20 protein-coding genes and 1 pseudogene are annotated in these 24482 nt (G+C 72.7%); 14 read left to right on the plus strand and 7 right to left on the minus strand.

Going from position 1 to position 24482, the window contains the following annotated elements; translation table 11 throughout:
* Positions 1-2319 carry a ComEC/Rec2 family competence protein gene (locus FHU40_RS18085; RefSeq protein WP_343057920.1) on the plus strand — a complete coding sequence of 773 codons (2319 nt, stop codon included), beginning with the start codon at positions 1-3 and terminating at the stop codon, positions 2317-2319.
* Positions 2320-2360: 41 nt separating this feature from the next.
* Entirely contained in the window at positions 2361-3353 is a 993-nt protein-coding gene (gene holA, locus FHU40_RS18090) for a DNA polymerase III subunit delta (protein WP_183593609.1), read from the plus strand.
* 111 nt (positions 3354-3464) lie between these two features.
* On the opposite strand, the gene rpsT is transcribed toward holA, so the two are convergent.
* Positions 3465-3725, minus strand: a complete 261-nt coding sequence (rpsT, locus tag FHU40_RS18095) for a 30S ribosomal protein S20 (protein WP_183593610.1) — start codon at positions 3723-3725, stop codon at positions 3465-3467.
* Between the two features lie 129 nt (positions 3726-3854).
* Complete coding sequence (locus tag FHU40_RS18100) at positions 3855-4820, minus strand: phosphotransferase (protein ID WP_183593611.1); 966 nt, start codon at positions 4818-4820, stop codon at positions 3855-3857.
* A gap of 123 nt (positions 4821-4943) precedes the next feature.
* On the opposite strand from FHU40_RS18100, the gene lepA reads away from it, so the two are divergent.
* The 8 genes and pseudogenes from lepA (at position 4944) to FHU40_RS18135 (ending at position 16445) form a co-directional block, all read left to right on the plus strand.
* Entirely contained in the window at positions 4944-6803 is a 1860-nt protein-coding gene (lepA, locus tag FHU40_RS18105; RefSeq protein WP_183593891.1) for a translation elongation factor 4, read from the plus strand.
* Positions 6804-6961: 158 nt separating this feature from the next.
* Positions 6962-7018 (plus strand): annotated as a pseudogene (locus FHU40_RS29620) (hypothetical protein); the annotation flags it as partial.
* Positions 7019-7139: 121 nt separating this feature from the next.
* The gene (locus tag FHU40_RS18110) at positions 7140-7715 is read left to right on the plus strand and encodes an aminoglycoside phosphotransferase family protein (protein ID WP_281374786.1); all 576 of its coding nucleotides are present in this window, start codon (positions 7140-7142) and stop codon (positions 7713-7715) included.
* 121 nt (positions 7716-7836) lie between these two features.
* Entirely contained in the window at positions 7837-9684 is a 1848-nt protein-coding gene (locus tag FHU40_RS18115; protein ID WP_183593612.1) for an AMP-dependent synthetase/ligase, read from the plus strand.
* A 215-nt stretch (positions 9685-9899) separates the two neighbouring features.
* Positions 9900-10580 carry a hypothetical protein gene (locus FHU40_RS18120; protein ID WP_343057921.1) on the plus strand — a complete coding sequence of 227 codons (681 nt, stop codon included), beginning with the start codon at positions 9900-9902 and terminating at the stop codon, positions 10578-10580.
* Positions 10581-10590: 10 nt separating this feature from the next.
* The gene (locus tag FHU40_RS18125) at positions 10591-12117 is read left to right on the plus strand and encodes a DNA polymerase Y family protein (RefSeq protein ID WP_183593613.1); all 1527 of its coding nucleotides are present in this window, start codon (positions 10591-10593) and stop codon (positions 12115-12117) included.
* Positions 12117-15509 (plus strand): error-prone DNA polymerase, encoded by a 3393-nt coding sequence (locus tag FHU40_RS18130; RefSeq protein ID WP_183593614.1) that lies wholly within the window; start codon positions 12117-12119, stop codon positions 15507-15509. Before FHU40_RS18125 ends, FHU40_RS18130 begins: the two co-directional genes overlap by 1 nt.
* Before the next feature lie 54 nt (positions 15510-15563).
* The gene (locus FHU40_RS18135; protein ID WP_183593615.1) at positions 15564-16445 is read left to right on the plus strand and encodes a dioxygenase family protein; all 882 of its coding nucleotides are present in this window, start codon (positions 15564-15566) and stop codon (positions 16443-16445) included.
* A gap of 38 nt (positions 16446-16483) precedes the next feature.
* Here the strand turns inward: FHU40_RS18135 and FHU40_RS18140 are convergent, their stop codons facing one another.
* The gene (locus FHU40_RS18140) at positions 16484-17404 is read right to left on the minus strand and encodes a hypothetical protein (RefSeq protein WP_183593616.1); all 921 of its coding nucleotides are present in this window, start codon (positions 17402-17404) and stop codon (positions 16484-16486) included.
* A 135-nt stretch (positions 17405-17539) separates the two neighbouring features.
* Between FHU40_RS18140 and hemW the strand changes: the two genes are divergently transcribed.
* Together hemW and FHU40_RS18150 are read left to right on the plus strand one after the other, a co-directional pair.
* Positions 17540-18781 carry a radical SAM family heme chaperone HemW gene (gene hemW / locus FHU40_RS18145; RefSeq protein ID WP_183593617.1) on the plus strand — a complete coding sequence of 414 codons (1242 nt, stop codon included), beginning with the start codon at positions 17540-17542 and terminating at the stop codon, positions 18779-18781.
* A gap of 29 nt (positions 18782-18810) precedes the next feature.
* The gene (locus tag FHU40_RS18150; protein WP_183593618.1) at positions 18811-19188 is read left to right on the plus strand and encodes a TM2 domain-containing protein; all 378 of its coding nucleotides are present in this window, start codon (positions 18811-18813) and stop codon (positions 19186-19188) included.
* 125 nt (positions 19189-19313) lie between these two features.
* Here the strand turns inward: FHU40_RS18150 and FHU40_RS18155 are convergent, their stop codons facing one another.
* From FHU40_RS18155 to FHU40_RS18170, 4 genes are read right to left on the minus strand one after another with little or no spacing between them, the layout of a single operon-like run.
* Complete coding sequence (locus tag FHU40_RS18155; RefSeq protein WP_183593619.1) at positions 19314-20201, minus strand: DUF3097 domain-containing protein; 888 nt, start codon at positions 20199-20201, stop codon at positions 19314-19316.
* Positions 20202-20219: 18 nt separating this feature from the next.
* A complete protein-coding gene (locus FHU40_RS18160; RefSeq protein WP_183593620.1) occupies positions 20220-20444 on the minus strand; it encodes a hypothetical protein in 225 nt (74 codons plus the stop codon).
* A gap of 17 nt (positions 20445-20461) precedes the next feature.
* Positions 20462-21334, minus strand: a complete 873-nt coding sequence (locus FHU40_RS18165) for an MBL fold metallo-hydrolase (RefSeq protein ID WP_183593621.1) — start codon at positions 21332-21334, stop codon at positions 20462-20464.
* Between the two features lie 33 nt (positions 21335-21367).
* On the minus strand, positions 21368-22084 hold the full coding sequence (locus tag FHU40_RS18170) for a hypothetical protein (protein ID WP_183593622.1): 717 nt from the start codon (positions 22082-22084) through the stop codon (positions 21368-21370).
* 149 nt (positions 22085-22233) lie between these two features.
* Between FHU40_RS18170 and hrcA the strand changes: the two genes are divergently transcribed.
* Entirely contained in the window at positions 22234-23253 is a 1020-nt protein-coding gene (gene hrcA, locus FHU40_RS18175; RefSeq protein ID WP_183593623.1) for a heat-inducible transcriptional repressor HrcA, read from the plus strand.
* A gap of 59 nt (positions 23254-23312) precedes the next feature.
* Entirely contained in the window at positions 23313-24482 is a 1170-nt protein-coding gene (gene dnaJ, locus FHU40_RS18180; protein ID WP_183593624.1) for a molecular chaperone DnaJ, read from the plus strand.

Consider the following 24482-nt stretch of genomic DNA (forward strand, 5'->3'; position numbering starts at 1 on the left):
GTGGCCGGAGCTGACGACCGCTCTGCCGGGCCCGACCTGCGGATGCTCGCGCTGGCGGCCGCGGCCTGGACCGGCGCGGGCCTGGCCCGGTGGACCGGGTGGTGGCTGGTCCCGGCCGCGACCGTGGCGGCGGCCCTCGGCTGGCTCGTGCTGCGTCGACGACCCGATCGCTCCGCGGCGCGCACGGCGTGCGGTGGCCTGCTCGTCCTCGTCGCGGTCGGCACCGTCACCCAGCTGCGCCTCGACCAGGTCGCGTTCGGGCCGGTCCGCGCGCTCGCCGCCGAGCGCGCGGCGGTGACTCTCGTCGGAGCGCTGCGGTCCGACCCGCGCCCGGTCGCGGGTCGCTACGGCGACGTCGTGATCGCCCGGCTCGAGGTCCGCGAGGTGACCGGCCGCGGGTCGTCGTACGCCGTCTCCTCACCGGTCCTCGTGATCGGTGACACGGACTGGCTCGACGTGCCGCTCGGCGCGACGATCCGGGCCTCCGGACGGCTCGGCCCGGCCGACGACCACGACCTGGCCGCCGTGCTGGCCGCGCGTGGCCCACCGGTGGTGTCGGAGCCGCCCGATCTCTGGTGGCGCGGCGCCGCGGCCGTCCGGGCCTCGATCCGCGACGCGGTCGCCCATCGCCCCGCCGACGAACGGGCGCTGGTGCCGGCGCTGGTCGACGGGGACGACGCCGGCCTCGACGAGGAGCTCGCCGACGACTTTCGGACCTCGGGGCTGACCCATCTGCTCGCCGTGTCCGGCACCAACCTGACGCTGGTGGTCGGCTTCCTGCTGGTGCTGGCGCGCTGGGCCGGCATCCGAGGTCGGGCGCTGCTGGCGGTCGGTGCCGTCGGCATCGTGGGCTTCGTGCTGCTCGCCCGCACCGAGCCCAGTGTGCTGCGGGCCGCGGTGATGGGCACGGTCGCACTGGTGTCGATGGGCGCCGACGGCCGGCGGCGCGGCGCGCGGGCGCTGGGCGTCGCCGTCGTGGTGCTGCTGTTGGCGCGGCCCGGTCTGGCGGTGCAGCCGGGGTTCGCGCTGTCGGTGCTGGCCACGGGCGGGATCGTGCTGCTGGCACCGGGCTGGCGCGACGCGTTGGTGCGCTGGCTCCCGCGCTGGGTCGCGGAGGCCGTCGCGGTGCCGGCGGCCGCCCAGCTGGCCTGCACTCCCGTGGTGGCGGCACTGTCCGGGCAGGTGAGCCTGGTCGCGGTCGCCGCCAACCTCGTGGTCGCGCCGGTGGTCGGCCCGGCGACGGTGCTCGGCCTCGGCGGTGGACTGGTCGGGCTGGTGTGGTCCGGCGGGGGCCGACTGCTCGGGACGCTGGCCGGCTGGTGCGTGTCCTGGATCGTGCTGGTCGCGACCCGGTCGTCGGCGCTGCCGACCGCGGCGGTCGACTGGGGCAGTGGCGCCGTCGCGCTGACGGTGCTGACGGTGCTGGTCGCCGCGATCGCGCTGGTCGGCCCGATGCTGCTGAGGCACCCGGTGACCGGGGTCGGCTGCTGCGCGCTGCTGGCGCTGGTCGTGGTCGTGCGGCCTCCGACACCGGGCTGGCCGCCCGGGGGCTGGGTGCTGGTCGCCTGTGACGTCGGGCAGGGCGACGCGCTCGTCCTCAACGCGGGGGCGGGCTCCGCCGTCGTGGTCGACGCCGGCCCCGAGCCCGCGGCGGTCGACCGCTGCCTGGACCGGCTCGGCGTCGAGTCCGTCCCGCTCGCCGTGCTCACCCACTTCCATGCCGACCACGTCCGCGGCCTGGCCGGCGTGGTCGACGGACGGCGGGTGGGGGCGATCGCCACGACCGGTCTGCTCGACCCACCCGACGGCGTGCGCGCGGTCGAGGAGGTCGCGGCGGACGCCGGACTGGTGCCGGCGCCGATGGCTTCCGGCACCGCCACGACGGTGGGCGAGGTGGCGATCCAGGTGCTCTGGCCACCTCCCGGCGAGCCGACCGGCGGTCCGGGCGACGGCAGCACGGCCAACGACGCCAGCGTCGTGCTGCTCGTCGACGTCCGCGGGGTCCGGATGCTGCTGACCGGCGACGTCGAGCCCGAGGGCCAGGCCGCGATCGCTCGCGCGCTGCCGGGCCTACGCGTCGACGTGCTCAAGGTTCCCCACCACGGCAGCCGCTACCAGGACGAGGACTGGCTGCTGTCCCTCGGCGCCCGGGTCGCGCTGGTCTCGGTGGGCGCCGACAACGAGTACGGGCACCCCGCCGCGGCGGCGCTCCAGCCCCTCGCCGAGGCCGGCACGCGGGTGCTGCGCACCGACCGCGACGGCGACCTGGCGGTGGTCACCGACGGAGGCGACCTGGCGACGGTGACCTCCGGTGGGTAGGCGAGGGGGTTGTCCCCGGCCTGTGGCAGGCTGTCCGCACCATGGCAGGTCCCTCGAAGCCCCGCGCGGCAGACGTCCTCGGCCGGGTCACCCTGGTCACCGGCAAGGAGGAGTTCCTGCGCGAGCGCACGGTCGCCACGGTGCGCGACGCCGTCCGTCAGCACGACCCCGACGCCGAGCTGGCCGAGACCCGCGGCTCCGACCTCACCATGGGGACTCTCGGCGAGCTGGCCGCGCCCTCGCTCTTCTCCTCGACCCGGTGCGTCGTCGTGCGCGGCCTCGAGGACCTGCCCGACGAGTCGGTCGACGGACTGCTCGGGTACGCCGCCGCGCCGGTCGACGACGTCGCGCTGGTGCTCATGCACAGCGGCGGCACCAAGGGCTCGGGGGTGCTCACCAAGCTGCGCAAGCTCGACTCTGTCGTCGAGGTCAAGGTCGCCGAGCTGAGGGCGTCGGAGTTCCCGACGTTCGTGGTCTCCGAGATCCGCGGCCACGGCGCCACGCTCGAGCCGGAGGCCGCCGACCTGCTGGTCCAGGCGGTCGGCCAGGACCTGCGCTCGCTGGCCGCGGCCGCCGACCAGCTCGCCAACGACTTCCCGGGGCAGACCCTGTCGACCGAGGTGGTCAAGCGCTACTTCGGCGGCCGCGCCGAGGCGAAGTCGTTCGCGGTCGCCGACGCGGCGTTCTGGGGCCGGCGCACCGCCGCGCTCGAGGAGCTGCGCTGGGCCCTCGACGGGGGCACCGCGCCGGTCCTGGTCACCTCGGCGTTCGCCGGGGGAGCGCGCGGCGTGGCCCGCTACAAGGCGGCACCGCGGGGCATGCGCGATGCCGACCTGGCTCGCGAGGTGGGCGTCCCGCCCTGGAAGCTGCGGACCATCCGCGACCAGTCCCGGGGCTGGTCCGACGGCGGCATCGCCCGCGCGATCCGGGCCATCGCCCAGGCCGACGCCGACATCAAGGGCGCGGCCAGCGACGCGTCGTACACGCTGGAGCGGCTGGTGCTCACGATCACCGGCCTGCGGGACCAGCGCTAGACAACGGCCGTGCGCTGTCCGGGCTGACCGTTTCGGCGCAATTGCGCCGAAATGGTCAACGGCCCGCCCGACGCGAGTCGGACGGGCCGTCGTGACGACCGATCGGGTGGATCAGAGAGAGGCGGCCTTCTTGGCGATCGCGGACTTGCGGTTCGCGGCCTGGTTCTTGTGGATGACACCCTTCGAGGCGGCCTTGTCGAGCTTGCGGGCGGCGTCGCGGCCGAGCTGGACCGCGGTCTCCTTGTCGCCAGCCTCGGCGGCCTCGCGGAACTTGCGGACGGCGGTCTTCAGGCTGGTCTTGACCGCCTTGTTGCGCTCGTGCCGCTTCTCGTTCTGCTTGTTCCGCTTGATCTGGGACTTGATGTTCGCCACTGAGTACGCCTTCGTGATGGGGTGTGATCGGTCGGTTCGTCTGGGGGCGGCCGGGCGGAAACGCACCGGACACGCGACGAACAAGGCTAGCAGCGGCGCTCCGGACCGCCCAAATCTCCGAGAACCTGGTCAGCGCCAGCCGCGCCGCTCGGCGAGCCAGTGCCAACACACCTCGCCCTGCCAGCGCTGCGCGTCGCGGATGTGCGGGGAGGTGGGAGGCACGGGCAGCGTAGCCGAGAGCAGGAAGTACGCCGTGATCAGCGCGATCGCCACGTCGACCGACTCCGCGGGCAGGTCCCGGGTGACCGGGGAGGCAGCGAGGACGGCCTCGACGTCGAGGCCGTCGCCGCGAGGCCCGATCATCAGGAACACGGTGTCGAGCCAGGCGGCGCCGATGACCGGCCAGTTCCAGTCGCAGAGCAGCACCCGGCCGTCCACGGTCAGCATCAGGTTGTCGTCGCGGATGTCGGTGTGGACGAGGGTCTCGCCTGCGGTCACCTCCGCGAACCTGGCCGCGAGCGCGGCCGCCTCGTCGGCGTGCTCGGCGAACCCCGCCAGGTCGGGCGGCGTGCGCCGCAGGCGGTCCCAGTACGCCGGCCACTCGGCGAACTCGGTCGCGAAGTCGGCGACCTCGAGCTCGGGCGGCGATGGAGTGAGCCCGACCGCCATCTGCTCCGTCATCGCCAGGCAGGCCGCCAGGTCGTCGGCGTGCCAGGGTCGCTCCGGTTGCCGTGCGTCGACGTGCTCGATGCCGAGCACGACCCAGTCGTCCGCGTCGTGGAGCCACAGCAGCCGCGGCGCGGGCGCCTCCTCGGGGAGGGCGGTGAGCTTGCGGGCCTCCTCGCGGTAGGCCTCGGCGAACATCCGCTGCGCCTTGGTCGACGCGGCCTTGACGAAGTGCCGGGTCCCGTCGGCGCAGACGAGCACCGACGCGAAGCCGGGGGTGAAGCCCGCTCCCTGCGAGCGGGCCTCGACGACGGGGGAGCCGCAGTGCTCCTCGACCAGGGCCCGGACGTGCGGCGGCAGGTGCGGCCACTCCAGGCGTCGCGCCGTACGGCCGTGCGGGATGGTGGTCGGCAGACGGACGGTGCTCACGGATCCATCCTCGGCCACGTCATCGCCCGGTAGAGCACCGGGAGTGCGGGGTTTGTGCGGAGACGATGGAACAATGGGAGGCCGTTCCCCGACCTTCGACGAGAGCCATCCGTGCCCACCACCATGCCGCCGCAGCCAGGTCAGACCGACCCGGCGATCATTCGCAACTTCTGCATCATCGCGCACATCGACCACGGCAAGTCGACGCTGGCCGACCGGATGCTGCAGCTGACCGGAGTGGTCGACGAGCGCAGCGCCCGCGCGCAGTACCTCGACCGGATGGACATCGAGCGTGAGCGCGGCATCACGATCAAGAGCCAGGCGGTCCGGATGCCCTGGACCGTCCCGGCCGACAACGCCGAGGGCGCCGAGTCCGGCACCTACATCCTGAACATGATCGACACGCCGGGCCACGTCGACTTCACCTACGAGGTCTCCCGCTCGCTCGAGGCGTGCGAGGCGGCGATCCTGCTCGTCGACGCCGCCCAGGGCATCGAGGCGCAGACGCTGGCCAATCTCTATCTGGCGATGGGCGCCGACCTGCACATCATCCCGGTGCTGAACAAGATCGACCTGCCCAGTGCGAACCCGGAGAAGTACGCCGCGGAGCTCGCCGGCCTGGTCGGCTGCGACCCGAGCGAGGTGCTCCAGGTCAGCGCCAAGACCGGCCTCGGCGTCGAGTCGCTGCTCAACGAGATCGTCAAGCAGACGCCGCCGCCGGTCGGCGAGGCCGATCAGCCGGCCCGCGCGCTGATCTTCGACTCCGTCTACGACACCTACCGCGGCGTGGTCACCTACGTCCGGGTCATCGACGGCAAGCTCACCCACCGCGACCGGATCAAGATGATGTCGACCGGCGCGACCCACGAGCTGCTCGAGCTCGGCGTGATCAGCCCCGAGCAGGTCAAGGCCGGCGAGGTCGGCGTCGGCGAGGTCGGCTATCTGATTACCGGGGTGAAGGACGTCCGCCAGTCCCGCGTCGGCGACACCGTCACCACCCAGCACGGCGGCGCCACCGAGGCGCTCGGCGGCTACAAGCACCCCAACCCGATGGTGTACGCCGGCCTCTATCCGATCGACGGCGACCAGTTCGGCGACCTGCGCGAGGCGCTGGAGAAGCTCCAGCTCAACGACGCCGCGCTCACCTACGAGCCCGAGACCTCGGGGGCGCTGGGCTTCGGCTTCCGCTGCGGCTTCCTCGGCCTGCTGCACATGGAGATCACCCGCGACCGGCTGGAGCGGGAGTTCGACCTCGACCTGATCTCGACGGCGCCGAACGTCGTCTACGACGTCACCATGGAGGACGGCACCGAGCACGAGGTGACGAACCCCAGCGAGTTCCCCGAGGGCAAGATCGCCGAGGTTCGCGAGCCCGTGGTCCGGGCCACGATCCTCAGCCCGGCCGACTTCATCGGCACCATCATGGAGCTCTGCCAGACCAAGCGCGGCACCCTGCAGGGGATGGACTACCTCTCCGAGGACCGGGTCGAGATGCGCTACACGCTGCCGATGGGCGAGATCGTCTTCGACTTCTTCGACCAGCTGAAGTCGCGCACCAAGGGCTACGCCTCCCTCGACTACGAGCGCTCCGGTGAGCAGGCCGCCGACCTGGTCAAGGTCGACATCCTGCTCCAGGGCGAGCCGGTCGACGCGTTCTCGGCGATCGTGCACAAGGACGCGGCCTACTCCTACGGCGTGATGATGGCCGGCAAGCTCAAGGACCTGATCCCGCGCCAGCAGTTCGAGGTGCCGATCCAGGCCGCCATCGGCGCGCGGGTGATCGCCCGCGAGAACATCCGCGCGATCCGCAAGGACGTGCTCGCCAAGTGCTACGGCGGCGACATCAGCCGCAAGCGCAAGCTGCTCGAGAAGCAGAAGGAGGGCAAGAAGCGGATGAAGATGGTCGGGCGCGTCGAGGTGCCCCAGGAGGCCTTCGTCGCCGCGCTGTCGACCACGCAAGCCACGGAGAAGTCCAAGAAGTAGTGCGGCTCCCCGAGACCTATCTGGCCTACGCCGCGCGTGGCCCGGAGTGGGCCGACTTCCTGGATCGGCTGCCGGCGCTGCTGGGCGTCCTGCTGGAGGAGTGGGAGCTGAGCGTGGACGGCGAGCCGACCCACGGGTACGGAGCGGTCGTCGTGCCCGTGCGCACGACCTCGGGCCGGCCCGCCGTGCTCAAGGTCGGCTGGCCGCACTGGGAGGCCGAGCACGAGCACCTGGCGCTCCAGCACTGGCAGGGACGCGGAGCCGTACGGCTGCTGCGCGGACCCGCACCGCTTCGCGCTGCTGCTGGAGCGACTGCACGCCGAGGATCTCGGCGGCCTGTGGGACGTCGAGGCGTGCGAGGTCGTGGGCGGGCTCTACGGCCTGCTGCACGTGCCGGCGCCGCCGCAGCTGGTGACGCTCTCGTCCTGCGTGGACCGGTGGTCCGGCGAGCTCGCCGAGCTGCCCCGGGATGCGCCGGTGCCGCGGCGGCAGGTCGAGCAGGCGGTCGCGCTGGGCCGCGACCTCGCCGTCGACGCGGCCACCGACGGCCGGCTGATCCACACCGACCTGCACTACGCCAACGTGCTCGCCGGCGATCGCGAGCCGTGGCTGGCGATCGACCCGAAGCCGCTGAGCGGCGACCCGCACTACGAGGTCGCGCCGATGCTCTGGAACCGCTGGGACGAGCTGGCGGCCGCCCCGCGCGGCATCCGCGACGGCGTCCGGCTGCGGTTCCACACGATCGTCGACGTCGCCGGGCTCGACGAGCATCGGGCCCGGGACTGGGTCGTCGTCCGGATGCTGTGCAACGCGCTCTGGCGACTGCAGGACCCACCCGGCGTGCGCCGCCAGCTGCCGACCGACGACTACCTGACCCGGTGCATCACGATCGCGAAGTCGGTGCAGGACTGAGTCCTGCCCGGGAGTCCGCCCTGGGACGAACTTCACCCTTGCTACCCGCGGGTTGGGAAAGTGATCTAGGTTACTCGGCAACCACTTCCGACCGCCCTCTCGGCCGCCCAGCAGGAGTGAGATGTCCGCCCAGGCCAGCAGCACCTCCATCGACCCCAGCTTCGTCGACCACCTGACCCCGAACGTCGCGGTGCAGTTCCTCGACCGCGTCGCGGCGTCCGCCGACCACGAGGCCTTCCGGTTCCCCCGCGGAGAGACCTGGGAGTCGGTCACCTGGCGCCAGGCCGGCGATGTCGTCGAGCGCCTCGCGGCCGGACTGCTCTCGCTCGGCCTGGAGTCCGAGCAGCGCGTCGGCATCGCCGCGGCCACGCGCTACGAGTGGGTCCTCGCCGACCTCGCGGTCATGTGCGCCGCCGGCGCGACCACGACCGTCTACCCGACGACCAACGCCGACGACACGACGTACATCCTGTCCGACGCCGAGTGCCGCGTCGTCTTCGCGGAGGACGACGAGCAGGTCGCCAAGCTGGTCGCCCACAAGGCCGAGCTGCCGCATGTCGGCAAGGTCGTGACCTTCGACGGCAGGACCGACGGCGACCCCGCCAACGACTGGGTGATCGGCCTCGACGACCTCGCGAAGCTCGGCGAGGCCTACCTCGCCGACCACCCCGGGATCGTCGAGACGACCGCGAGGTCGATCGCGCCCGACCAGCTCGCGACGCTGATCTACACCTCCGGCACGACCGGCCGCCCCAAGGGCGTGCGACTGCTGCACCGGTCGTGGGTCTACGAGGGCACGGCGATCCAGGTGCAGAACATCCTCGACGAGACCGACCTGCAGTTCCTGTGGCTCCCGATGGCCCACTCGTTCGGCAAGGTGCTGCTCTCGGCGCAGCTGGCCTGCGGCTTCGCCACGGCCATCGACGGCCGGGTCGACCGGATCGTCGACAACCTCGGCGTCGTGAAGCCGACGTTCATGGGCGCCGCGCCGCGCATCTTCGAGAAGGCCTACGCCCGCATCATCACCATGCAGGCCGCCGAGGGCGGGGTGAAGGAGAAGATCTTCAAGCGGGCCTTCGAGGTCGGCCTCAAGGTCGACGAGCTGAAGCGCCAGGGCAGGTCGGTGCCGTTCCTGCTGAACCTCCAGCACGGCCTCTTCGACAAGCTGGTGTTCAGCAAGGTGCGCGAGCGCTTCGGTGGCCGGGTGCGCTTCTTCATCTCCGGCTCGGCCGCGCTCAACCCCGAGATCGGGGCCTGGTTCCACGCCGCCGGCATCCTGATCCTCGAGGGCTACGGCATGACCGAGAACGCCGCGGGCGCCACGGTCAACCACCCCGACGACTACAAGATGGGCACCGTCGGCCCGCCGCTGCCGGGCGCCGAGGTGAAGATCGGCGAGAACGACGAGGTGATGCTGCGCGGGCCGCACATCATGGCGGGCTACCACAACCTCCCCGAGGAGACCGCGAAGACGCTGACCGAGGACGGCTGGCTGCACACCGGCGACAAGGGCAGCCTCGACGCCGACGGCTTCCTCACCATCACCGGCCGGCTCAAGGAGCTCTTCAAGACCTCCGGCGGCAAGTACGTCGCGCCGCCGGCGATCGAGTCGAAGTTCAAGGCGATCTGCCCCTACGCCAGTCAGTTCCTGGTCTTCGGCAGCGAGCGCAACTTCGTCTCCGCGCTGATCACCCTCGACCCCGACGCGATGGCCGGCTGGGCGGAGGAGAACGGCATGGCGGGCGCGTCGTACACCGACATCGTGCGGTCGGCCGCGGTCCAGAAGATGGTGGGGGAGTACGTCGAGGAGCTCAACGGCAAGCTCAATCGCTGGGAGACCATCAAGAAGTGGCAGATCCTCGACCACGACCTCACCATCGAGTCGGGCGAGCTCACTCCCTCGATGAAGGTCAAGCGCAACGTCGTCGAGGACCGCAACAAGGCCCTGATCGAGAGCTTCTACGCCTGAGAGCGGTTTCGAGGCTCGGGCCTGGCGGCCCTCGCACCTCAACCACCGATGACGGTGGTTGAGGAGGGTGCGCTAGCAACCACCGGTGGTTGAGGAGGTTGCGCTAGCAGTCACCGGTGGTTGAGGAGGTTGCGCTAGCAACCGTCTCGAAACCACTACCGCCAACCCCGGGCTCCCGGGATTGACCCCTTCGAACAGATGTTCGATGATGGGGTGTGGCCAGCGCACTCGACACCCTCGACACCGTGGCCCAACTGCGCACCAAGATGGCGCGGCTGCAGGAGGGGACGCCGCCGGGGATGGCGCTGGAGACCCACCCCGCCCTCGCGGGACTGGTGCGGCTGCGGGCGGGCGCCAGCTACTCGGTCGACAGCGCGACGCTGGCGTTGGCGCTGCTGGCCGGCCCGTCCCGGGCCGGCGGCTGGTGCGCGGCCGTGGGGGTCGCCGACTTCGGGGCGGAGGCGGCGGCCGCGCTCGGTGTCGACCTGGGCCGCACCGTCCTGGTGCCCGATCCGGGCGACCGGTGGCTCGAGGTCACCGCCGCCCTGGTCGACGTCGTCACCGTCGTGCTGGTCAAGCCGGCCGGCCGGGTCGCCCCCCAGCTCGCGGAGAAGCTCGCCGCCCGGCTCCGCAAGCGCGGCGCCGCACTGGTCGCCTGGGAGACGGCGCGGGGCAGGTGGCCGCGCTGCGAGGTGCGGCTGACCACCCGTGACCCGGCCTGGAGCGGGATCGGCCGGGGCCACGGCCACCTCAGCTCCCGCCGCATCGTCGTCGAGGTGCAGCGCGGCACGGCGCCGCCGCGGCACGGGGCGCTGTGGCTCCCAGCGGAGGACCAGACCTACCGTCCCGTCGAGCCGGCGGCCCCGGCGGCCGCTCCCGTGGAGGGAGTGGCCTGAGGTGCGGGTGATGGTCGTCTGGTGCCCCGACTGGCCGGTGGTCGCCGCGCTGGCCGACGAGGGGCTGCCCACCCACCTCCCGGCGGCGGTCTTCCACGCCAACCTGGTGCAGTCGGGCAACGCCGCCGCCCGCACCTTCGGCGTACGCCGCGGCATGCGCCGCCGCGACGCGCAGTCACGCTGCCCCGAGCTCCAGGTCTTCCAGGCCACCCCGGAGCGGGACACCCGGACCTTCGAGGCGGTGCTCGCCGCGGTCGAGGAGCAGCATCCCGGAGTCGCGCCGCTGCGTCCGGGGCTGGCGGCGCTGCGCGCGCCCAGGCGGGTCCGCGGTGGCGAGCCGACCGCGGCCGCACTGCTGGCCGAGCGGCTGGTCGAGCTCGGGGTCTGGGACTCCCGGATGGGCGTCGCCGACGAGCTGTTCACCGCCGAGCAGGCCGCCCGCCGGGCCGCCTCGCAGGACTGCCACGTGGTCGAGCCGGGGGAGTCGGTGCCGTTCCTGCGCGGGCTGCCGGTCGAGGCGATCGACGAGGCCGCCGCGGTCAGCCTGCTGCGCCGCCTCGGGTTGCGCACCCTCGGCGAGCTGGCCGACCTGCCGGCGGCCGCGGTGCGCGACCGGTTCGGGCCCAGGGTGGCGTGGGTGCACCGGGTCGTGGGTGGCGCCGGCGCCGTACCCCTCGCCACCCGTACGCCGCCGCCCGAGCTGGCCTGCCACGTCGACTTCGAGCCGCCGCTCGACAACGCCGAGACGATCGGCTTCAGCGTCCGCCGGACCGCGGACCGGTTCGTCGCCGGGCTGGCCGGGCAGCAGCTGGTGTGCACCGAGGTGCGCATCGACGCGTACGTCGAGGGCTCTGCCGACTCCCCGGCGTCGAGCCGGCACTGGCTGCATCCGCGGTGGTTCACCGCCGCCGACCTGGTCGACCGGCTGCACTGGCAGCTGCAGGGGGCCATGTCCGGGACGGCCGGCCGGGTGCGGGCGCCGGTCAACCGGGTGCTGTTCACGCCGGTGACGGTGGTGCCCGACGCGGTGCACGCCGACGGGCTGTGGGGCGGCACCGACGAGCGCGTGCAGCGCGGCATCGCCCGGGTGCAGGGCATGCTCGGCCACGAGGCCGTCGTCCGCCCGGTACTCCAGGGCGGCCGGGTGCCCGCCGACCGGCAGGCGCTGGTGCCGTGGGGCGAGCAGCCCACCGGGCTGCGGCCGGCGAGCCACCCGTGGCCGGGGTCGATCCCGCCGCCGGCGCCCACCCGGGTGCTGGCCGACCCGTGGCCGGCCGAGGTCGTCGGCAACGGCGGCTGGCCGATCACGGTCGACGAGCGGGGCGGGGTGCTCGACGAGCCGGTGCGCTTCCGCCCCGAGCCCGGCGATTGGCAGCCGGTGGCCGCCTGGGCGGGACCGTGGCCGGTCGAGGAGCTGTGGTGGGAGCCGGGATCCCGGCGGGTGGCGCGCTTCCAGATGGTGGGTGTCGACGGCCGTGCCTGGCTGATGACCTGGGAGTCCCCGGGCTCCTGGTGGACGGAAGCTGCGTACGACTGATGGGCTGGAGCAACCCCGCGATCTCCTGGGGCGAGCTGGAGAAGCGACTCTCCGGCCGCGTGAACACGCCCCAGGACCCCGAGGCGCCGATCTCGACCCGCAAGCGCAAGCGCCAGAAGGTCGAGATCGAGCGGCCGACCGGCCCGGTCACGCCGTACGCCGAGCTGCACTGCCACTCCAGCTTCAGCTTCCTCGACGGCGCCAGCGGCCCCGACCATCTGGTCGTCGAGGCGATCCGGCTCGGCCTGCACGGGCTGGCGATCACCGACCACGACGGGTTCTACGGGGCGCCGCTGTTCGCTGAGACAGCGCAATTGCACGGTGGCCTGCAGACGATCTACGGCGCCGAGCTCTCCCTCGGGCTCACCAGGCCCCAGAACGGCGTCGCCGACCCCGAGGGCAGCCACCTGCTGGTGCTCGCGCGCGGCGTCGAGGGCTACCACCGGCTGGCCGGTGCGATCACCGACGCCCAGCTGCGCGGGGACGAGAAGGGGAGGCCGGCCTACGACCTGGGCGAGCTCTCCGAGCGGGGGCGTGGGCACTGGCTGGTGCTCACCGGCTGCCGCAAGGGCATGGTGCGGCAGGCGCTCGCCCGCGGCCCGTCGTACGCCGCGGAGGAGCTCGACCGGCTGACCGCGCTGTTCGGGCACGACCACGTCGCGGTCGAACTGGTCGACCACGGGTTCCCGACCGACTCCGCGAACAACGACCTGCTCGCCGGGTTGGCCCGCGACCACGGGCTGCCGGTGGTGGCCACCAACAACGTCCACTACGCGCGCCCCGAGCAGCATCGGGTGGCCGGTGCGATGGCCGCCGTCCGCGCGCGCCGCAGCCTGGCCGAGATGGACGGCTGGCTGCCGGCGTCCGGGATGGCCAGCCTGCGGTCGGGGGCGGAGATGGCGCAGCGGTTCGCCCGCTACCCCGATGCGGTCGCGCGCAGTGTGGTGCTCGCCGACGAGGTGGCGTTCGACCTGCAGAAGGCCTCGCCCCGACTGCCGAAGTTCGCGCCCGACGGGTGGACGCCGGCGGCGTGGTTGCGGGAGCTGACCGAGCGCGGCTTCGCCGAGCGGTACGCCGGCACGCCCCACGAGCGGAGGGCCCGGGAGCGGATCGAGCGCGAGCTCAAGGTGATCGCCGAGAAGGACTTCGACGGTTACTTCGTGATCGTCCACGACATCGTGGCGTTCGCCCGGGAGAGCGGGATCCTCTGCCAGGGCCGGGGGTCCGCGGCTAGCTCCGCGGTCTGCTACGCCCTCGGCATCACCGCGGTCGACGCGGTCTTCTACGACCTGCCCTTCGAGCGGTTCATCTCCCAGCACCGTGAGGAGGAGCCCGACATCGACGTCGACTTCGACTCCGACAAGCGGGAGCAGGTGATCCAGTGGGTCTACGAGAAGTACGGTCGGCACAACGCGGCGCAGGTCGCCAACGTCGTGGGCTACCGGCCCAAGATGGCGGTGCGCGACGCCGCGAAGGCGCTCGGTCACTCGCCGGGGCAGCAGGACGCCTGGTCGAAGCAGATCACCTCCTGGACGGCCGTGGCGACGCGGGACGATGGTGAGCACGACGTACCGCGGCCGGTGGTCGAGCTCGCCAACGCCCTCCTCGGCGCCCCCCGCCACTTGGGCATCCACTCCGGTGGCATGGTGCTCACCGAGCGGCCGATCGGCGAGGTGGTGCCGATCGAGCGGGCGCGCATGGACGACCGCACCGTGCTCCAGTGGGACAAGGACGCCTGCGAGTTCATGGGGCTGGTGAAGTTCGACCTGCTCGGCCTCGGCATGCTCAGCGCCCTCGACCACATGATGTCGATCGCGCGCGAGCACCTCGGTGAGCACTGGACGATCGCGACCATCCCCAAGGAGGAGCCGGCGGTCTACGACATGCTCTGCCGCGCCGACTCCGTGGGCGTCTTCCAGGTCGAGAGCCGGGCCCAGATCGGCACCCTGCCGCGGCTGCGACCGCGCCGGTTCTACGACCTCGCGATCGAGATCGCGCTGATCCGGCCGGGGCCGATCCAGGGTGGCGCGGTGCACCCCTACGTACGACGCGCGACCGGGCGCGATCCGGTCGAGTACGCCCACCCGCTGCTGAAGCCGGTGTTGGGGCGCACCCTCGGCGTGCCGCTCTTCCAGGAGCAGCTGATGGAGATGGCGCGGGTGCTCGGCGACTGCGACCGCGACGAGGCCGACCTGCTGCGCCGGGCGATGGGCTCCAAGCGCGGCGTCGAGCGGATCGAGTCGGTCAAGGAGAAGCTGATGTCCGGCATGGCGGCCAAGGGCATCTCCGAGGACCAGGCCAAGGCGATCTACCGGCAGATCCTGTCGTTCGCCAACTTCGGCTTCGCCGAGAGCCACGCGCTCGCCTTCGCCAAGCTCGTCTACGACAGCTCCTGGTTCAAGCTGCACCACCCGGCGGGGTTCCTGGCCGCGCTGCTGCGCGCGCAGCCGATGGGCTTCTACTCGTCGCAGTCGCTGGTGCACGACGCCCGCAGGCACGGCGTTGAGGTGTTGCGGCCCGACCTGGCGCGCTCCCGGGCGGTGGCCGACCTCGAGCTCGTCGGGGAGCCCGGGCCGAGCGGGCTGGACACGTGCCTCGTGGACGGCGAGCGCACCGACTGGGTCCCCGGCACCCCCGACCCGACCCCGGGGCACCGGCGCGACACGGCGTACGCCGTCCGTCTCGGTCTCGACTCGGTGCGCGGCATCGGCACGGCGGTGGCCGAGCGGATCGTGGCCGCCCGGGAGGAGCGGCCGTTCGCCGACCAGGCCGACCTGTCCCGGCGGGCGGGGCTCGACGCACGGCAGCTCGAGGCGCTGGCGACCGCGGGGGCCTTCGACGAGTCCTTCGCGGTCTCGCGTCGGCAGGCGCTGTGGAACGCCGGCTGGACCGAGACCGACGAGCACCTGCCCGGCGTCCGGGTCGGCGCCGACGCGCCGATGCTGCCCGACATGGGCGTCGTCGAGACCACGATGGCCGACCTGTGGGCCACCGGCATCACCCCGGAGGAGCACCCGGTCGGCCTGCTGCGCGACACCCTGCGCGCAGCCGGCATCAGGTCGGTTGCCGACACCGCGACCGCCGAGGCCGGCCGGCGGGTGCACGTCGCCGGGCTGGTCACCCACCGGCAGCGGCCGGGCACGGCCGGCGGCGTCACCTTCCTCAACCTGGAGGACGAGACCGGCATGCTCAACGTGATCTGCACGGTCGGGGTGTGGCGGCGCTACCGGCAGGTGGCGGCGAGCTCGGCCGGCATGGTGATCCGCGGGGTGCTGGAGCGCCAGGACGGCGTCACCAATCTGGTCGCCGACCGGCTCGCCCCGCTCGAGGAGCTGCATCCATCGGCCGGTCGGGCGCTCCGGGCGCGGCACCGGTCCCGCGACTTCCACTGACGGCACACCGGATCGACACAGGAGCCGCACAGGTCCCGGGGGTTGGATGTGGCCATGACCGACGAGCGAGAAGAACACGACCTCGGCCTCTCCCACGATCTTCCGCGGATCATCGAGCGAAACCAGCGGATGGGACGCCGCGGCATGCTCGCGGTCTTCGGCGCGGCGGGTGTCGCCGCGCTCGCCGTGAGCTGCGGGACGGACGACCCCGAGACGACGTCCGGTAGCTCGGCCCCGGCCGGTGGTCCGGGGCAGGGAGGGGCCGGCGGCCCTGGAGCAGCCGGCGCCGAGTCGTCGGTCGAGGTCGCCGAGGGGGAGATCCCCGAGGAGACGGCCGGCCCCTACCCCGGTGACGGCTCCAACGGCGTCAACGTGCTCACCGAGTCCGGCGTCGTGCGCAGCGACCTGGCGACGTCGTTCGGGTCGGCCTCCGGCGTCGCCGAGGGCGTGCCGGTGACGATCCGGCTGAAGGTCTACGACCTGAACGGGGAGGACGTCACCGCCCTGTCCGGCGCCGCCGTCTACCTCTGGCACTGCGACCGCGAGGGCCGCTACTCGATGTACGACGAGGAGATCAAGGACGAGAACTACCTGCGCGGCGTCCAGGAGACCGACGCCTCCGGCCGCGTGGAGTTCACCAGCATCTTCCCCGCCTGCTACGACGGGCGCTGGCCACACCTGCACTTCGAGGTCTACCGATCGCTCGCCGACGCCACGTCGTACACCGACAAGCTGCGCACCTCCCAGCTCGCGCTGCCGCAGGACGCCTGCGAGGCCGTCTACGCCACCGCCGGCTACGAGCAGTCCGTCGCCAACCTCGCCCGGGTCAGCCTGGACGGCGACATGGTCTTCGCCGACGGCCACTCCCTCCAGCTGGCCACCGTCACGGGCTCCGTCGACGACGGCTACACGATCGCCCTCAACGTCCCGGTGTGAGCGGGGTCGTCCGCCTCTCGAGGGTGTGGGCGCCGGCGTCAGGCGGACGACTCGACCACCCCGAGCCTTCGAAGGTCGCGGACGATGCGCTCGGGGTGCTCTCGGAGCTCGATCGCGCTGCACCTGATCACGATCAGCCCCGTCGCGATCAGCTGGCGCTCGCGCTCGATGTCCGCGCTCCAGTGCTCGACGTGCATGTGGAAGCCGCCGTCGACCTCCAGCACGACGACCCGTCCGTCGGCGAGCGTCCACTCGGCGTCCGTGTACCGAAGCCGGCCGCCCGAGTCACGCCGCCGCTTCTGCCGATCGGGCCGCGGCAGTCGGAACGTGTCACACATGGTCAGCACGTCGCGCTCGGCCGCGGACTGCGTACCCTCCGCCAGCTCACCGAGGAGTCGACGAAACGGCTTGGCTCGCCGCAGGGGACGCATCCGAGTGATCCAGGAGTCGAGGCGGATCGCCGTGGTCAGTCCTTGTTGCACGCACGCCGACAGCAGTCCGTACGCCGAACGCGTGACCGGCTCGTAACCGGCCCAGAGAAGCGCGGCCGGCTCGACCCGCCACGTCGGCAACGCCGTGGAGGCGGTCAGCAGTGGGATCGGCCGGCGCGTCTCGACGAAGTGGATCCCCTTGATGGGTTCGAGGTTGTGTGACTTCTCGACGAGCACGGTGATCTCGTCGCGGTGCCATCTCTCGAGCCCGTGTCGCTCCAGTGCGGTCAGCCCGCCGAGGGCACTTCGCTCGCCGGCATGCAGGACACCGGCCCACATCAGCTGCCGACGCGTGAGGACGCCTGTCGTCGTGCCGAGCACGGTGCTGCTCACCTCCTGCCAGCGCCGTGCGTCCAGCTGTGTGTCGACGTAGTCGCTGCTCAGCCCCAGGCGGCGCAGCTGTCGCCTGGTGAGCAGTCCGTCCTGGGCAGCCGCGACCGGCAACCACAGCGGAGGACGATCGGACATGCCCTGACCTTGCACCGGATCGGCGTCGGGGGTCGTCGGTCATCCACAGGACCTGGGTCGTCCGCCTGAGACCGGGGTATTCACCCGCCAGAGGCGGACGACCCGAGTCCGGAGGCCGGGTGAGAGGATGGATCAATGCCGTCCGTCCTGCTCGCTGGCGACCCGGTTCCGGAGGACGGGGCGCTGCCGGCGTCGGCGCTGGCCGGGGTGGGGACGAGGCCGTTCGGGTTCTACGTGCACGTGCCGTTCTGCACGGTGCGGTGCGGCTACTGCGACTTCAACACCTACACCGCCGAGGAGCTCGGGCCGGCGGGCGGAGCGCCGGGCGCGAGCCGGGCGACGTACGCCGAGGCGGCGATCGCGGAGGTACGCCGGGCCCGGCAGGTGCTGGGCGACGCCGACCTGCCCGTCGGCACGATCTTCTTCGGCGGCGGCACGCCGACCCTGCTCAGTCCGGCCGACCTCGGCGCGATCGTGGCCGCGATCGCGAGCGAGTTCGGGCTCGCCGAGGGCGCGGAGATCACCGCCGAGTCCAACCCCGACAGCGTCGCGTTGTGGGACCTCGAGGCGCTGCGGGGCGCCGGCTTCAACCGGCTCTCGTTCGGCATGCAGTCCGCGGTCGACCATGTCCTGAAGGTCCTCGACCGCACCCACGACCCGCTGCGCGTGCCGGCCGTCGTCGACTGGGCGCGGCAGGCCGGGTTCGAGCCGGCCCAGGGCGGCAGCATCAGCCTCGACCTGATCTACGGCACGCCGGGGGAGTCGCTCGCCGACTGGGAGACCAGCATCGAGGTGGCGCTCGCCTGCCGGCCCGACCACGTGTCGGCGTACTCCCTCATCGTCGAGGAGGGCACCGCTCTGGCCCGCCGGGTCAAGCGGGGGGAGCTGCCGATGCCCGACGACGACGACCTCGCCGACAAGTACCTCCTCGTCGACGAGCGACTCGGCGCGGACGGCCTGGAGTGGTACGAGATCTCCAACTGGGCCCGGGGGTCCGCGAGCCGGTGCCGGCACAACCTCCTCTACTGGACCGGTGGCGACTGGTGGGGCGTCGGCCCCGGAGCGCACTCGCACGTCGGCGGCGTGCGGTGGTGGAACGTCAAGCACCCCGCGGCGTACGCCGAGCGCATCGCCCGCGGGGTCACGCCCGCCCACGCCCGCGAGGTCCTCGACCAGGAGAGCCGCCGGGTCGAGCGGGTGCTGCTCGAGCTGCGCCTGCGCGACGGGCTGCCGGTGAGCGTGCTCGACGCGACCGGACGCGCCGCCGTGGCACGCCTGATCGACGAGGGCCTGCTGACCAGGCACGCGGAGCGGCTGGTGCCGACCCGCGAGGGCCGGCTGCTCGCCGACGCGCTGGTCCGCGATCTGCTGCCCTGATCCCGGCCCGTCAGCCGTAGGGTGAGGCCATGACCCAGGGGCCCGACGACCAGGACCAGCCGACACCGCCGCCCTACGGACAGGTGCCGCCTCCGCCCCCGCCGCCACAGCAGGGCTACCCGCAGCCGGGCTACCCGTACGGCGCGAGCCCGCAGGCGCCGTACGGCGTGCACCCCGGGACCGGGCTGCCGTACTCCGACAAGCAGAAGCTCGTGGCCGGCCTGCTCCAGATCCTGATCCCGCTGGGCATCGGCCGCTTCTACATCGGCGACACCAAGACCGGCGTCTGGCAGCTCGTCGTCACCGTGCTGACCTGCGGCCTTGGTGCGCTGTGGCCGTTCATCGACGGCATCGTCATCCTCGCGACCGACAGCAAGGACGCGAACGGGCTGCCACTGCGCAACTGACGCTCGTCCTTCGCAGGCTCAGTCCGAGCTGACGACTGGGTTTCGAGACGGCTCGCTCAGCCCTCGCAGGCTCGGTCTGAGCCGAGCCCCTCAACCTCACCGCCTGACGCTCGTCCTTCGCAGGCTCAGTCCGAGCTGGCGGTGACGAAGTCGATGAGCTCCTCGACGCGGCCGAGCAGGGCCGGGTCGAGGTCCTGGTACGACGAGACCCGGCCGAGGATCTGCTGCCACGCGCGGGCGATGTCGGCCTGGTCGCGGTGCGGCCAGCCGAGCTGCTGGCACACACCCTTCTTCCACTCGATGTGGCGGGGCACGTCGGGCCAGCGCTGGAGGCCGAGCCGGTCGGGCTTCACGGCCGCCCAGACGTCGATGTAGGGGTGCCCGACGATCAGCACGTGCTGGCCGATCGGGGACTTCGCGATGCCCTGCGCGATCCGGCTCTCCTTCGAGCCCGGCACCAGGTGGTCGACGAGCACGCCGACCCGGCGCTCGGGGCCGGGACGGAAGTCGCGCAGCTCGGCCGCGAGGTCGTCGACGCCGCCGAGGTACTCCACCGCGACGCCCTCGATGCGCAGGTCGTCACCCCAGACCTTCTCGACGAGCTCGGCGTCGTGGCGGCCCTCGACGAAGATCCGACTGGCCCGGGCCACCCGCGCCTTCGCGTCGTGGACGGCGACCGAGCCGGACGCCGTGCGCGTCGGCCGCGCGGGCGCGGACCGGCGCACCGGAGCGGTGAGGATCACCGGCCGGCCCTCCAACAGGAAGCCCGGCCCGAGCGGGAACGTGCGTCGCTTGCCGCGCCGGTCCTCCAGCGTCACGGTGTGCAGGTCGCGATCGACGGCCACGATCTCGCCGACCCAGTCGGTGGTCACCTCCTCGACCACCGCGCCCGGCTCGGCAGCCGCCTCGACGGCGCGGCCCCGCTTCGGGGCTCGCCAGTCGGAGGCCAGGACGTCGGTTCCGTAGCGGTCGCGGGAGGTCACCGAGGACACGCTAGGTGGCCGCGCCGACATCCCTGAGGGGGCGCGCCGTCAGCCCTCCTCGGAGTCCGCGTCGGGTTCGTCACTCTCCGGGGTCTTGCCGCCGTGCATGTCCAGCTCCTCGGGCGACTTCGCCTCGTCCTCGTCGAGCGGCTTCGCCAGCGGGTTGTCCTCGGTCGGCCGCAGCTCCTCGGGCAGGTCGTCGTCGGTGATGCCGGTCGCCGGCTCGTGCTCGCTCTCGTCGTGGGAGTCGTGGTGGGAGTCGTGGTTGCGCATGACCGGGACGTACCCGCTCACACCAGCGGCAACCGCCGCTGGCTGCGGGGCAGCTGCTCGTACCCGCGGCGTACGGCGTGCTCGAGCTCCTCGCGCGGGTAGGGCCACTGCGCGGCGTCGAGCGCCTGGTCGACGGGTACGCCGCGGGTCGCCAGGTCGCGGATCGTCTCGGCCACCACGCCGATCGCGTTGCGCTGCTCCTCGACGAACTCCCGGTCGACCGGGGCGCCGTGCCCGGGCACGATCACCGTCGCGGCGCCGGTCAGGCCGAGCACGATGTCGAGGCTGAGCGGCCAGTCCATCGGGTAGCAGTCCGCGCCGAACCCGGGCACGCCGTTGCGGGCGGCGGACTCCTCGACCAGGTCGCCGGCCAGCACGACGTCGGCGTCGGGCACCCGCACCACGAGGTCGCCGCCGGTGTGGCCGCGACCGGGGTGCACGAGCTCGACCATCCGGTCGCCGAGGTCGAGCGCGACCGCGGAGGAGAACGTGTGGTCGGCCGGCACGATCGTGGTGCGCTGCACCTCGTCGCGGTGCGGGTCGTGGGGCTCGGTGTCGTAGAGCGTCTTGATCCGCTCGCCGGCGGGCAGCGTCCGCTCGGCGGCCACCTCGTGCGCGTGGATCGGGATGTCGCCGTACTCGTGCCGGAACACCCCGTTGCCGAAGGTGTGGTCGAAGTGCTCGTGGGTGTTCACGACGCCGACCACGCCCGGTGCCGGCAGCCCGGCGGCCAGGCGGCGTACGTCGTCGACGACGCCCCGGGCGGCCGGCTCGGAGGCGTGCGTGTCGACGACGAGCAGCCCGCGGTCACCGCCGACGAGCGTGACGTTGACGTCGAACCAGTCGTAGCGCGCGACCCAGACCCGGTCGGCGATCTCGGTGAAGCCCATCCCGCCAGGGTAGGCGGGCCCGGTGCCGCGGGATCAGCAGATGCCGGCGTGCAGCCCGCGACGGAGCATCTCGCCGAGCTCCGCGAGGTCGCGGGCGCGGCGCGGGAAGGCGACGGAGCGCTGGTGCGACCCGGTGACGTCCACCCACTGGAGCGTCACCTCGGAGGGGGAGAGGCGGGCGATCCGCACCCCGACCAGGTCGCCGGGGCGGGTGTTCGTGCCGAGCGCCACCGAGCGGCGCAGCTCCTCCTGGTGGCAGTCGTTGGCGTGCTCGACCGAGCGCTGGAGGTGGCCGCGGTTGAGGTGGTGCTCGCGGCTGCGGAAGTCGTCGAGCGGCACCCGCAGGTGCCGGTCCGGGCGGGCCAGCAGCACGAAGTTCAGGTCGAGGGAGACCATGTGGCGCATCTCGTCGCAGCACTCGCAGCGCTCGAACCCGGACCGGGTGAGACGGCCGGCGAGCGTGAGCGAGTCGCCGCGCTCGGATCCGCCGCGCGGGCCGAGACCACTGGTCAGGGTGAGCAGCGCGCTGCGCTGCGTCGCCGCCGCGCGGGCGACCGGTGAGTCGGCCAGGCACAGGAAGGTCGGCGTACCCCGGTGGTCGGTGAGGCCGAGCTGCTCGTCCTCGCCCACGGCGTGCTCCTCGCCCTCGATCACCAGGCTGACCGAGCCCGGACAGGCGAGGATGCTGCGGGCGTCGTTCGCGACCAGCCGAGGGTCGAGGTCTGAGCTGGGCTGTTCGGTCGTGGTCACCGTTGCTCCGTCCGGACGGGAATAACTTAGGTAAGCCTAACCTATTTGATTGCCGGAGGAGGTCGCACGGGCGCTTCCACGATGTGGTGCCGCCGGGCGACGGGTACTCTTGGCACTCCGGCGGGGTGAGTGCCAAGAGGAGGCGGGCAGTGCAGGAGGAGCGCAGGCTGGCCGTGCTTCGTGCGATCGTCGAGGACTACGTCGCCACCGAGGAGCCGGTCGGGTCCAAGTCCCTCGTCGAGCGGCACGGGCTCGGCGTCTCGCCGGCCACGGTCCGCAACGACATGGCGGCGCTCGAGGACGAGGGCTACATCGCCCAGCCGCACACCAGCGCGGGCCGGGTGCCGACCGACAAGGGCTACCGGCTCTTCGTCGACCGGCTCACCACCGTCAAGCCGATGAGCGCGGCCGAGCGGCGGGCGATCGCCTCCCTCCTCGACGGGGCCGTCGACCTCGACGATGTCGTCCAGCGCTCGGTGCGACTGCTCTCGCAGCTGACCCGTCAGGTCGCGATCGTGCAGTACCCGACGCTCTCGCGCTCCACCGTGCGACATGTCGAGCTGGTCGCGCTGGCGCCCAACCGCCTGCTGGTGGTGCTGATCCTCAGCACCGGTCGGGTCGAGCAGCGCATCGTCGAGCTCGCCGCCGACCTCGACGACGAGGCGCTGGTCGAGCTGCGCGCGGTGATCGGCCAGGCGGCGATCGGGCAGGTCATCGCGGACGCCGTCACCGCGCTGGGCGCGCTCGTCGCGGAGGAGGCGCTGGCGCCGCCGGCCACGCTGGCCGTGATCGACGCGCTCTCCGAGGCGATGTCCGACCACCGCTCCGACGAGCGGATCGCGGTCGGCGGCGCGGCCAACCTCGCCCGGTACGGCGACAGCTTCGACTCGGCGGTCCGGCCCCTGCTCGAGGCGCTCGAGGAGCACGTCGTGCTGCTCAAGCTCCTCGGCGAGGCGACGACCGGCGAGCCGATCACGGTGCGCATCGGCCACGAGGGCCCCTACCAGGAGCTCGCCTCGACCAGCGTCGTCGCGGCGGGCTACGGACCCGGCGAGGAGGCGTTCGCCCGCCTCGGCATCGTCGGCCCCACCCGCATGGACTATCCCGGCAGCATGGCGGCGGTGCGGGCCGTCGCCCGCTACGTCTCGCGGATCCTCGACGAGGCCTGAACCTCCGACGGGAACAGCCCGGGAATCAGCAGAGCCAGTACGACCACGAAGGAACCCACTTGAGCCAGGACCTGTACGAGCTCCTCGGCGTCGATCGCGACGCGGACGCCGACGCCGTCAAGAAGGCCTACCGCCGACTCGCGCGCAAGTACCACCCCGACGTCAACCCCGACCCGGACGCGCAGGAGAGGTTCAAGGAGATCTCGCGCGCCTACGAGGTGCTGTCCGACCCGCAGAAGCGCGCGGCGTACGACCGCGGCGGCGACCCCTTCGGCGGTGCCGCCGGCTTCGGGCAGGGCGCCGGCTTCTCGTTCACCGACATCATGGACGCGTTCTTCGGCGGCGCCTCCGCCGGCGGCGGCCGGGGCCCGCGCTCGCGGCAGCGGCGCGGCCAGGATGCGCTGATCCGGCTCGAGGTCGATCTCGCCGAGGCCGCGTTCGGCGTCTCGCGCGAGCTCAAGGTCGACACCGCGGTGATGTGCTCCACCTGCCATGGCGAGGGCGCCGCCCCCGGCACCCACGCGGTGCCGTGCGAGACCTGTCACGGTGCCGGCGAGGTCGCCCACGTGCAGCGCTCGTTCCTCGGCGAGATCCGCACGCTGCGCCCGTGCGCGGCCTGCCGCGGCTTCGGCACGATCATCCCCGACCCCTGCCGGGAGTGCTCCGGCGACGGCCGGGTCCGCTCCCGCCGCACGCTGACGATCAAGATCCCGGCGGGCGTCGACACGGGCACGCGGGTCCAGCTCTCGGGCGAGGGCGAGGTCGGCCCGGGCGGCGGACCCGCCGGCGACCTGTACGTCGAGATCCACGTCGCCCCGCACGACGTCTTCACCCGGCACGGCAACGACCTGCACACGACCGTCACGCTGCCGATGACCGCCGCCGCGCTCGGCACCACGGTCACGCTGCCCACGCTCGAGGCCGACGTGGTCGACGGCGAGGAGCCGCGGACCGACGTCGAGACCAGCATCGACCTCGACGTCCGGCCCGGCACCCAGTCGGGCGCCGAGCAGGTGCTCCGCGGCCGCGGCGTACCGGGCCTGCGCGGCGGACGCGGCGACCTGGTCGTCACCGTGGTCGTCGAGACGCCGACCCGCCTCGACCCGCGCCAGGAGGAGCTGCTGCGCGAGCTGGCCGCGATCCGCGACGAGGAGAAGCCGTCGGGCCAGGCGCAGCCGAGCGGCAAGTCGGTCTTCGGCCGGCTCCGCGACGCCTTCAACACGCACTGA

Origin of the sequence: Nocardioides soli (genome assembly GCF_014191495.1) — a bacterium.
Lineage (GTDB): Bacteria > Actinomycetota > Actinomycetes > Propionibacteriales > Nocardioidaceae > Nocardioides > Nocardioides soli.